At 38.7% G+C, this 11,679-nt stretch carries 10 protein-coding genes; 4 read left to right on the forward strand and 6 right to left on the reverse strand.

The window, feature by feature from the left end:
• Position 1: 1 nt before the first annotated feature.
• The 3 genes from CA2015_RS01435 to CA2015_RS01445 all read right to left on the reverse strand — a co-directional run bounded on the left by CA2015_RS01435 (position 2) and on the right by CA2015_RS01445 (position 4,126).
• A complete protein-coding gene (locus tag CA2015_RS01435; RefSeq protein ID WP_048640275.1) occupies positions 2–1,597 on the reverse strand; it encodes a fucose isomerase in 1,596 nt (531 codons plus the stop codon).
• A 137-nt stretch (positions 1,598–1,734) separates the two neighbouring features.
• Positions 1,735–2,964: an FG-GAP repeat domain-containing protein gene (locus CA2015_RS01440; protein ID WP_240477902.1), complete on the reverse strand. Its 1,230-nt coding sequence runs from the start codon at positions 2,962–2,964 to the stop codon at positions 1,735–1,737.
• 7 nt (positions 2,965–2,971) lie between these two features.
• Positions 2,972–4,126 (reverse strand): sialidase family protein, encoded by a 1,155-nt coding sequence (locus CA2015_RS01445; RefSeq protein ID WP_048640277.1) that lies wholly within the window; start codon positions 4,124–4,126, stop codon positions 2,972–2,974.
• 169 nt (positions 4,127–4,295) lie between these two features.
• On the opposite strand from CA2015_RS01445, the gene CA2015_RS01450 reads away from it, so the two are divergent.
• A complete protein-coding gene (locus CA2015_RS01450; protein ID WP_048640278.1) occupies positions 4,296–5,663 on the forward strand; it encodes a Gfo/Idh/MocA family protein in 1,368 nt (455 codons plus the stop codon).
• A complete protein-coding gene (locus tag CA2015_RS01455) occupies positions 5,660–6,769 on the forward strand; it encodes a hypothetical protein (RefSeq protein WP_240477903.1) in 1,110 nt (369 codons plus the stop codon). Before CA2015_RS01450 ends, CA2015_RS01455 begins: the two co-directional genes overlap by 4 nt.
• Before the next feature lie 141 nt (positions 6,770–6,910).
• Here the strand turns inward: CA2015_RS01455 and CA2015_RS01460 are convergent, their stop codons facing one another.
• Together CA2015_RS01460 and CA2015_RS01465 are read right to left on the reverse strand one after the other, a co-directional pair.
• A complete protein-coding gene (locus tag CA2015_RS01460) occupies positions 6,911–8,377 on the reverse strand; it encodes a Gfo/Idh/MocA family protein (RefSeq protein WP_048640279.1) in 1,467 nt (488 codons plus the stop codon).
• A gap of 187 nt (positions 8,378–8,564) precedes the next feature.
• A complete protein-coding gene (locus tag CA2015_RS01465) occupies positions 8,565–8,834 on the reverse strand; it encodes a VF530 family protein (protein WP_240477904.1) in 270 nt (89 codons plus the stop codon).
• A 348-nt stretch (positions 8,835–9,182) separates the two neighbouring features.
• Between CA2015_RS01465 and CA2015_RS01470 the strand changes: the two genes are divergently transcribed.
• Complete coding sequence (locus tag CA2015_RS01470) at positions 9,183–9,722, forward strand: YfiT family bacillithiol transferase (RefSeq protein ID WP_048640280.1); 540 nt, start codon at positions 9,183–9,185, stop codon at positions 9,720–9,722.
• Positions 9,723–9,862: 140 nt separating this feature from the next.
• Here CA2015_RS01470 and CA2015_RS01475 read toward each other — a convergent pair whose 3' ends face one another.
• Positions 9,863–10,546, reverse strand: a complete 684-nt coding sequence (locus CA2015_RS01475) for a hypothetical protein (RefSeq protein WP_048640281.1) — start codon at positions 10,544–10,546, stop codon at positions 9,863–9,865.
• Between the two features lie 786 nt (positions 10,547–11,332).
• Between CA2015_RS01475 and CA2015_RS01480 the strand changes: the two genes are divergently transcribed.
• On the forward strand, positions 11,333–11,674 hold the full coding sequence (locus CA2015_RS01480) for a YciI family protein (RefSeq protein ID WP_048640282.1): 342 nt from the start codon (positions 11,333–11,335) through the stop codon (positions 11,672–11,674).
• The last annotated feature ends 5 nt before the right edge of the window (positions 11,675–11,679 follow it).

Here is an 11,679-nt window from a genome sequence, read left to right on the forward strand (position 1 = left end):
ATTAAAGGCCACAAAGTGACGTTTTGATTCCCAATTCATTCATTGCAGCTGCCTTTGCATAGCATGCTTCAAGCGCACTGTCTTTATCATTTGCATAAACCACATGAATGTGATTTGCCTTGTGCCTTGCCATCATTTGATCGCGATTCACACCATCCAATACACCGTGCATAATAGGCCACTCAGGAGTGGTCATCTCCCACCTTCTTTGAGTTTCTTCTTCAGGAAGTTCTACGACCCTTCCTGTACCAAGATCACAATGCAATTGGTCATCCATCACAAAAACCCGACTCCAAACGATATGGCCAGGTTTGCTTACTCCTTTTAAACTTCCTCCACCTAATGGAAAATACATAGGTGGTTGCCTGTCACTGCTCGCCCCTTTAAATCCACCTGTAAAATGGGACGGAGGTGCTGCGCCTGAAATAAGGAAAACCCATACAAATTCTTCCTTGCCGTTTACTGTGAAGTTTTCTCCATACCTTAAATCATGAAGGGTATTGTCTCCTACCAAACCAAGTTTTTCCCAAAGTTTGTAAGTTAGCAAACTGTCAAGTCCTGCACATTCATCCACTTCATTGAAATGAGGGAGTGCTTTACCTGCAATTATTTCATCTCCCTGCTCATCAAGCACTGGAGGTCTTTCTGTATTGTTTAACAAACCCTCTACCAAATCACTGGCCGGAGTTAGTTCGTTAAGCCCTTGCTGGTATTGAATACCTATAGTGTCACAGCCAAACTTATTGGCCAACCTAAGTGCAGCCACATACATTTTGCATTGCTCAAGGGTTTGTTCCTTTGTAAGTTCTGTTTCTGGTTTGGTTCCCCAATTAAAAGTTAAACCCTTGTCTAACAACCACTGCAATACACCTTCGGCTTCTTCTGTAGAAACATTTCGCATGGCTGCATACAAAGTGGACTGACTTAACCTTTCTTTGAAAAGACCAGTTTTGTGCAACAAATGATCAGGGATAATGGCATTAAACATGCCCATACAACCTTCATCAAACACGCCCATTATGGCTTTGTTTTTTCTAAATTCCTTGGCAAGTGAAGTTCCTGTTTCCAAAGCTTTGGCTGGAATACTGCTTGGGTCAAAGGCTTTTACATGGCTTAGATCATGAGAAATTTTCCCAGATTCCAACCATTCTTTAAATCCATTTAAAAAGAAACTGTCTTTAAAATCCTTGCTCCATATCGTAGAATAAGGCACACCAGCTTTGGTTAGGGATCCATTGAGATTAAGCATTCCTACTAAACCAGGCCATTGACCACTCCAGTTGGCAATGGTCAAAATAGGTCCTTTGTGCGTAGTCAATCCTGCCAATACATGGTGGGAAAACTGCCATACACTCTCTGCTACGATTAATGGTTTCTCGGGATCTATATTTCTAAATACTTCCATTCCCATTTTTTGGGAATCGATAAAACCATGACCTTTTTTTTCATCAATTTTATGTGCCCTGATGACTTTAATTCCCAGGTCATCAAAAACTCCCTGGAGACTGTCTTCCATTTCTTTTTGTGCAGGCCAACAAGTTTGATTGGCTGAAAGTCTTAAATCGCCACTGGCAATCAGGTATATCTCTTTGCTCATTATCAGTCAGTATTTTATAATTAGTTATTTGGTTTTATTATATTTCAGTAAATATTAGACTAACCATTGGGAGTATTACTCGATTTCCCCATAATCAGGCCTATATTACTTAAAAAAAAACAGTAATGGTAAACATTTTATTTGATCGGGTTTTCATACCAAATTACGCCCAAACCTTTCTTTGATCCATCCGCTGCAGTCTCCTCGGATGTAATCAAATCCAAATCTCCATCTCCATCTAAATCTTTCAAAAGTATAAAGTCATATTTTACACCTTCCTTTCCACTAATATCTATAAAGTAAGGCAAGTCAGTTTGGAAATTCATCATTGCGATTACTCCGGATTTACCTAATGATTCTGAAAATGTTGCGGTCAAATCCAGCAATCCATCACCATTGATATCTCCTATTTTTACAGATTTAGCCCTATCCCCTACAAAGTCAGGGAATTGCAGAGTGTAATGCTCCCATACCTCTTCGTTTTTCACAAAATGCTCCCATCCATGCTGAACTACCGGAACAATAAAATTAATTTCTTTTTGATTCTTTTTGGCTTCATAGAAATCCATAAACATTGGTTCCCCATCTCTGATGCCTAAAAAATGATTTTCCCAGACATTGGTTAAAGAATTTCTCCCTGGGTTTTCCAGCCATCTCAAACCTCGCAAATCTCCTTTTCGATCTGTAATCACCACATCCACTTCCCCATCAGTATTCATGTCCAAAAGCTCTATGGACATTACCCAACTTAGGCTAGAGATCTCATGGTATTTCCAATCTTCCATTATTAGGGGATTTTCAGGTGCTTCCAGCCATCCCAAAGTTCCATTTGGATCCTTAGATCCCACTACCAGGTCCAAACCATTTTTCCCATCCAAATTAATAGGTCGTCCAAACATCCACTTCGTTTTACCTATTGTAATAGGGATATCTTTAGAAATCCATTTTTGGGCATCTAAATAATCCGCTGCATCAGCAGGTGCCCAATGAATCGTAATCCGCTGGTGATCTCCTTCAGACAAGGTGATCAAATCCATAAAACCATCCCCATTTAGATCTGAAACAAAAGCATCCTCCACATCAGGAGAGGGCAAGGTTATATATGGCCACTTTTCTTTGGTATTATCAGGCTGCAGGTAAATACGCGATATACCTCCTTCTTCCCAACCTGTAATCAGATCAAGCTTTCCATCATTATTGACATCTGAAAATTTAGTGCCATCCGAACCCAATGAAGAATCATCAATGGTATGACGCTCCCAAGGAGAATCAAGGACTGTCCTATAGCGCTCTTGACCAAATACTATACTCGACTCAAAAAGCGCTATAGTAATTAATACAATCCAAAACCAATTAAAGGTATTCATCAATCAACTAATCTTTTTTCGTACTGATGATTCTTCTATTATTATAAATTTCCACCATTTGTTCATCGTAAGCCTCATTAAAAATGTCCTCCTCTTTAAAATGGGTCATTAAAAGCTGTTGGTCAATTGTTCTATTGCGGTCGTAGGTAATATAAATAGTACCATCAGCAGTTTGTTGCCCATCAGGATAAGAGACATTAATCCTTTCATCCAACAAAAGCCCTCTTGACCAAGTTGCTCCATCATCTTTAGAGATAAATGCCATTAAATGACTTCTTTTGGTTTTGATGGAAATTGGTCCATGTTTTACCAATAGTAGGTTTCCTGATTGTAAACGGCGAATAAAAAATCTAGCACTAGGATGTGCTAATTGGGATTCCTTAAGGTCAGACCAAGTCTTCCCAGAATCACTAGAATAACTTTCTCCAATCCCATACTTTGTCCTTAACAGTGCCCATAGTTTACCATCATTTTTTTCAATAAAGTGATGCTCATCAAAAGACCTGAATTCTTTGGGTACATGCACTCCTCCACGTACCTTCCAGGTCTTTCCTTGGTCATTTGAGACTACCATTTTAGCGCTATTATCAGTTTCCCTCCAGGTAGATGCCGGTAAAACCCAATTTCCATCGTTCATTACGAATGGTTTACACATCATCACTCCATCCGTCAATCTTCTTGGGGCAGCCCATTCAATTGGCCCGTTACCGGACTTTTCTCCAATAATGGCCCATACTCCACCTATTTTCGCGTCTTTATCCACTGCTTGTGCCCAAAACACCCACACCTTACCCAATGGGTCTACCCAAACTTCAGGGTCAAATGCTCTCACCATCCCTCCACCATCGGGATCTACAACTAACATTTCATTCCAAGTCTCTCCTTTGTCTGAGCTAGAGGAAAGAACGACATAGTTATTTTCATCTTCATCGGGACTAATCCCTGCGTACCAGACTGCATAAAAATCTCCATTTTTCTCATCAATAGCTAAGGAAGAAATACCTGAAAACTTTCGGCTCTCCAAGTTATGCCGGGATTCATACTCTGAAAACGGAAACACCTTAGGAGGATCCAAAAACGAGCTATTTGCCTGACTGTACACTGATTGTGAAAGCAAAGATATAATCACAAAAAATAGAAAAATGGTTGCTTTTTGCATCATTAAAATTTGATTTGGTTGAGGTATATATTGTTATTCCTGAAAATTACCACAAGTAATTCCCCTTTGAAAGAAATTTCTCTAAAATTTCATTATTCAAGAAAGAAAGACTTTCTCTGAGGGATAATTTTTATATATTGAATCTTTAATGTAGACAAACTCCATATAATAAATGAACCCATTAAAGTTAGACCGAAGAAAATTTATCAAAGGAAGCACCGCTTTTGCCACCTTGGCCAGTGTAGGAGTGCCATCAATGGCCTTCTCCGCAAAGGCTAAAAAATACAAAGTAGGATTGATTGGCACTGGATGGTATGGGAAAAGTGATCTTTTCAGACTTATCCAAGTGGCAGACATAGATGTTATAGGTATAGCTGACCCTGATTCCCATTTACTAGATGAGGCAGGCAAACTGATAAGTCAGAGACAAAAGTCAGGTAAAACACCAAAAAAATACAAGCACTACCGGAAAATGCTCGATGAAAATGAGCTTGATATTGTTTTGGTAGGAAGTCCTGATCATTGGCATGCACTTCATGCAATAGATGCCATCCACTCCGGTGCACATGTATACCTACAAAAACCCATTAGTGTGGATGTAATGGAAGGTGAAGCAATTTTAGCTGCAGCCAGAAAACACAATAAAGTGGTGCAAATAGGCACCCAAAGAAGAAGTACACCTCACCTTGTTGAAGCGAAAAAGAACATTGTTGATAAAGGGTTATTAGGTAAAGTTTCTCATGCGGAAATGTGTTGCTATTATCATATGAGAGCCAATGGCAGCCCTGAAATTCAACCCGTACCTGATTTTTTCGACTATGACCTATGGGTAGGCCCTGGCCCTATGAGGCCTTTTGACGGTCTTCCTCATAGAAGATGGTGGCGCACCATGATGGAATACAGCAATGGAATCACTGGTGACATGTGTGTTCATATGTTTGATGCGGTTCGATGGACGCTTGGATTGGGTTGGCCAAAAAGTGTATATGCTACTGGTGGCATATACGTTCAAAAAGGGGGTAAATCTACCATTGCAGATACCCAAACAGCTACCTTTCACTACGATGACTTGGATTGTGTTTGGAACCATCGCTCCTGGGGAACTCCTCAAGACCCAGAATACCCATGGGCCTATATAATCTATGGAGACAAAGGCACCCTAAAAGCCTCCGTTATGAAATATGAATTTATTCCACAAGGTAAAGGCGAGACCATAAAGGGTGATGTGGTTTTTGAAAAAGAAAAGTACCCTGAAGACCTCAAGGAAAAGGACATTGAACTTCAAGCTGCACCAGCTACTAGGGCCCACATGAAAAACTTTATTCAAGCTATTGAACAGGGTGGAAGACCTGTTGCTGATATTGAAGAAGGGCATATTTCTACCGCCAGCTGTATCATGGCCAATATGTCTATGAAATTAGGAAGGCCATTGACTTATGATCCTCAGAAGAGAGTAATTGTCGGTGACGAAGAAGCCACGCGACTCTTAACCAGAAAATACCGAGCGCCTTTTATGCACCCAGATCCAAATGAAGTATGAGCCATCTAGGAAACATCCTCCACTGGAGAAAATCAGTGAGCACTTTAATGGGTTTGCTTATTTTATTCTCCTTTTCACACTCTTATTCTCAAACCAAGGTAAAAATAAAGGGAGAGAAGTTTTATATTAATGGAAAGCCTACCTATGCCGGTCAAAAATGGAAGGGGCTGAAAATCGAGGGACTATTAATGAATGCCCGAATGGTGCAAGGCGTATTTGACGACTTGAACCCAGAAACAATCGAGAGGTGGAAATATCCTGACACAGGTAAATGGGATGCAGATAGAAACACCTCAGAATTTGTGCAGCACATGAATGATTGGAAAGCGCACGGACTGCTTTCTTTTACCATTAACCTTCAAGGTGGAAGCCCTGAAGGATACAGCAAAAACCAGCCTTGGCACAACTCAGCTTTTACAGCCCAGGGGGAGTTAAGACCGGCCTACATGGCACGGTTAAAGAAAGTACTCGATGAGGCAGATCGACTTGAGATGGTGCCCATTTTGGGGTTGTTTTATTTTGGTCAAGACCATAGGCTTGAGAACGAGGCGGCTGTAATCAAAGCAGTAGACCTTACCATCAATTGGCTTCATGATCACAATTATAAAAATGTAATCATTGAAATCAATAATGAGTGCAATGTCAGGTATGTTCACAAAATCTTACAACCGGAAAGGGTTCATGAACTGATATTAAGAGCTAAATCCATTGAAAGGAATGGATACAGGTACTACGTCAGCACCAGCTATGGTGGTAGGTTTATTCCCCTACCCAATGTAGTTCAAGCCGCTGACTTTATTTTAATTCATGGAAATGGGGTTGCTGAGCCTAAAATGATCGAAGAGATGGTAGCCCAAACCAGAGCTGTAAAGGGCTATCATAAAATGCCTATACTCTTTAATGAGGATGACCATTTTGATTTTGACAAAGATTACAATAACATGATCGCTTCTGTCTCCTCCTATGCTTCATGGGGTTATTTTGATTTCCGTATGAAAGATGATGGCTTCGAGGAAGGCTACCAAAGTATGCCTGTAGATTGGTCTATCTCTTCGGATAGGAAAAGAGGGTTCTTCAATTTACTGAAAGAAATTACTGGGTATTGAATTGTATAAATACCTTGGGCTAACATTGGTAAAGTCTGGATTTATTTCTTGAGATAAAACTAGCGCTAAATTTCGCCTAAAAAAAATGCCACCTTATAATAAAAGGTGGCATTTTTTAATATTTATATAAGATTACTTGAATCAAACCTTAAATCCTTCTCTGTGATTTCTACCTACAAATTGGTTGGCTTCTTCTAAGTTGGTAATTCTCATGTTTTCACCATCCCACAATAGCTTTTTCCTTCCGAAGAATTCAGCTTTACCTGCACTATTTTCTCTTTGAAGCATATAACTTCTAGTGGCAAGGTTACCCATCAAGACTGTTTCAGTCATTGGACCTGCATAGTCAAAAGAGGACGTTAACGCTTTGTGTTCAGGGCTATTGAATCCTGCTTTACAAGCATCCACCCATTTGCGTTGGTGACCATATTCTGGTTCATCTGATTTTTCAACTTCAGGACCAAAGTCAGTTGTTCCATCATTCAAATACAACTTAGGCATCAATGGAGAGCTATCATTTATATTGGTAGAAATGATTCCTTTCTCTCCGATTATCAATACACCATTGGCACTGTCTCTTCCTCCAATATCACTGTCAGCAGGGATAATATCCGGATGAGATGGTTTGATACCTCCATCACTCCAGGTCATTTCTATTGGCGACCTACTTTTGGTAGTAGCATCAAAATGAAGGGTAATGAATGAAGCTGGTGGACAACTTTTTGGGTAATAATCTGCTGTCCACATATCTGTGTAGATAGAAGCTACACTACATTCAGCATCAGTTGGATACTTCAATCCTAATGTTCTGAAAGGTATATCAATCAAGTGACATCCCACATCTCCCAAAGCACCAGTTCCATAATCCCACCAGCCTCTCCAGTTGAATGGATGAAGATTTGGGGTGTAAGGAATGTATTCTGCAGGGCCTAACCACAGGTCCCAGTTTAAATTGTCAGGTTTTTTGGAAGGTTCTGGTTTAGGAAATGGAATTCCTTGAGGCCATACAGGTCTGTTGGTCCAAACCTGTACTTTAGATACCTTACCAATTTTATCACTATCGATCCAACCTTGAACCATGTTCAAAAGCGGATTAGAACCACCCTGGTTTCCCATTTGGGTTACAATTTTCTTATCTCTAGCCATTTGCGTGAGCATTCTGGCTTCCTGAATATTATGAGTCATTGGCTTTTGCACATACACATGCACTCCTCTTTGCATGGCATAAGAAGCTGCCGGACCATGAACATGATCGGGAGTAGAAATGGTTACCGCATCAATGTCCTTTTCTTTGTCCAGCATTTCCCTGAAATCTGCATAAAGCTTGGCTTTAGGGAAGTTTTCAACGGAGCGTTTTGCAGATCCGTTGAAATCTACATCACACAATGCTATAATTCGCTCTCTACCGTTAACTGAAGCATTTTTAATGTCACTGGCACCTTTACCTCCAGCTCCAATGGCTGCTATATTCAACTGGTCACTAGGAGCCGTAAATCCTACGCCACCCAAAACATGCCTGGGAACGAACGCAATTGAAGAAGCTATCGCAGCATTCTTAATAAAAGAACGTCTGGAATTCTCCTGATTCTCATTTTTTGGTGATTTCATAGTCATCTGTTATGAATTGATCTATTTTAGGTTTAAAATTATGAACTTCTCTTTTAATAAAAATGTAAAAGTCTTTTATAGTATACTGATTTTTAATGGTATTTGACCACTGTACCAGCTTTTTTTTCCATAATTGGTCAATGCCCGTGATAAAAATACAATATTGCCTTTATCTGCATTGGAAAAATCAGTTCGCTGATTCTCTATTCTTAGTCATTATATAAAGCTCCTCTACCTTTTCCCTTGCCCATGGCGTTTTTCTTAAAAAAGTCAAAGAAGATTTGAGTGTTGGATTGTTTGTAAAGCAGCGAATTTTAATCCGCTCTCCCAATTCCTTAAAACCGTATTTTTGTACCAAATAATCTAAGACATCCACTAGTCGGATTCCGTGCAAAGGATTATTTGGCTGTTTTTCTTTTTCATCTGTCATTGTACCAAAAATAAAAATAAAAACCATTTTCTCCTATTTATCCCTAAAATATGCCTTGGGGATTTGAAGCCAAAATAGGCAATCCTCAATCTATTATGCAGCAAAATCCCCAATGAACCTGACTTCTCTACGAAAGCAAGGCTTTCCGATGAGTCGAAAAATCCTATCCCTTCCTCCCTTCAACTCACATCACACTAAAAATTTTCACTTAATTTTGAGAAATCCCTACAATCATCTTAGCCGTAGGAAGGGTTAAATTTTTATTTTAAATTCGTTTTCTAGCGCCCTTGTGCGGTCTACTAATAAAGCCAATGCACCTTTCGGAATGCTATTCTTTATTTTACAATCATTGTACACTATAGCCAATCAACCACCATGAATATCCAAAAACTCAAATTCCCCATTGGAGAATATATACCCAATAAAAGCCCTAATAGTGATTTAATTACAAAATGGATTAGTGAAATTGAAGATTTCCCAGCTAAGATTGAAAACCTAACCCATAATATCCCCATTGAAAAGCTCAACTGGAGGTATAGACCAGGTGGTTGGTCTTTAAAGCAAGTAGTACACCATTGCAGTGACAGCCATATGAACAGCTTCATTCGATTTAAACTGGCACTAACAGAAGATATGCCAATAATTAAACCCTATTATGAAGACAGGTGGGCTGAATTGATTGATTCGAAAGATGACGACATCAGCTATTCTCTGAATTTATTAAGCGGACTGCATAAAAAATGGATAATTCTTCTAAAAAGCCTTACAGATAAACAAATGAGGTTGGAATTTATACACCCCGAACACGGAGAAAAATTCAATCTGGCAGAAACCATTGGGAATTATGCCTGGCATTGTAACCACCATTTGGCCCATATAAAAAATGCAATTGATTCAAATGGGAAATACAATTAGTTGGTGAAATTGAAAAATCCCAAACAGAACCGCACTATTGGTCACTTGTAACTTCAATAATCCCAAAAAAAAGGTTGCCTGTGACGATTTAGTCTTTTTTTAAAAGACCTTAAGGCGAACTCGGGTTTTTAGGGAATTAATTATTCTACTTTACTTAATGAATGGCCCTCGGTACTAAAAATAGTATCAGGAAAATTATTATTAAAATTAACCACACGAATTATTACATTGGCTTTCTCCTCTTTGCTTTTTAAATTTAATTGTAATGGCAACTCTTGAACACCAAATTTGTCAAATAGACCCGATTCATCTTGGGACTTACCCGCACCTACACTTTGATAACTAAATACACTAGACATAGATAATTTTATATCCTCTGCAAGCATAATTGTAGCAGAATATTCCCCATTGTCAGCTAAAACCTCTCGACAATGATACCCTTCTAATGTGGTTTCATTTCCAGTATAATTCAGTTTTTTCCGAGGCCCTGCATTATATGGGCGCAATGCATATTGCATACCTGGCCAATGTTTTTCATCCATAGGCAGGATGTAGCCAGTTTTCTTTCCATTCATTTCAAAAAGATTCGTAATGGTAGAATCCATCGGGCTAAATACCATGCGCATGTCAGGGTCTCTTCTTTTTCCATAAATGATAATTGCCGTTTTATCCCTACCGAAAAAATAAGAGATTGTATCAACACGTTCATTTCCATTAGGATAATAATGGTTAACGACTAAATCAAAACTACCTGTAAATGTTTGTGCATTTAGCGCTGGAACGATTAAGTAGATAGTGAATAATAGAAAAACCCCCGTTTTCATAAGTAGATTTTTTTTTGAACAATTACCTATAACCTATAGAGAAGCTTATAAATGCTTTTAAAAGGGAGGAAAGCTTTTATAATATTCTTCCATACTCTCATCGATTTTTCTGTAAATACTCAGTTTAAGGTTTATATCATTTAAACCTTATTCAATGCGTTTCACTAACTATTTGGCCGCATCGAATAAGGTTGTGTTTCCCCCACCTTTAGTAGCGTTAAGCATGGCCTTTCGTAAAGGTTTGTGCAAAGGTTCCTGAACTCCGGCACAGCCACTAGGTGATTTTCCCTAAAGTTCACCTTGAATTTAGATTTTTTCATGATCTTTATAGGATTAACATGTTGAATTCAATGAAAAACCGATTTATACCTGAGTGCGTTTAACCTTTTTTCTTCTATCACTAGTATTATTTTAAAACTATATTTCTTTAGGATAATTACTTTTATACGGCTTAAACGCTTTTACTCAGTTGCTATGTTTTCCCCTTGATTGAAAATTTCAGTCAAGGAATCATGAAGAAATTGAGTATTATTATTTAGAAAAGCAAATTTACCATACAGTACCTTATTGATAATTAGTATTTTAGACACCCAAAAACACAAGCACCTCCGTGTACATAAATTATTATTTTGAATATAGATTACCCAAAAAAATCAAACAGCTACCTCACCTAGCTTAACCATTAAACAAGTGTTAAAAAAATTTACTCGCAAAAAAAGTGCACGCGATGTCCTATCTAATGAAGTTCAATCGTCATAGAGGTATAAATTAAAAACTATAGAAATTATGAAAGAATTTATGATGATTTTCAGAAATGAGAAAGCTGATCAGCCTCAACCATCCCCAGAGCAAATGCAAGCAATGGTCAAACAATGGCAGGATTGGATTGGAGGAATTGCTGCACAAGGAAAATTCGTTAGCACCAATGCGTTGGGCTATGAAGGCCAAACTATAAATACCAACGGAGTAGTCAGCGATGGACCCTATGCTGAAGTAAAAGAAATCGTTGGTGGTTATATTATTGTAAAAGCCGATAACCTTGCCGATGCTGTTAAACTTTCCGAAGGTTGCCCAACGCTTTTAATGGGCGGAAAGGTTGAAATTAGGGATGTAATGGTATTCAACTGATTTGT

Origin of the sequence: Cyclobacterium amurskyense, from assembly GCF_001050135.1 — a bacterium.
GTDB lineage: Bacteria > Bacteroidota > Bacteroidia > Cytophagales > Cyclobacteriaceae > Cyclobacterium > Cyclobacterium amurskyense.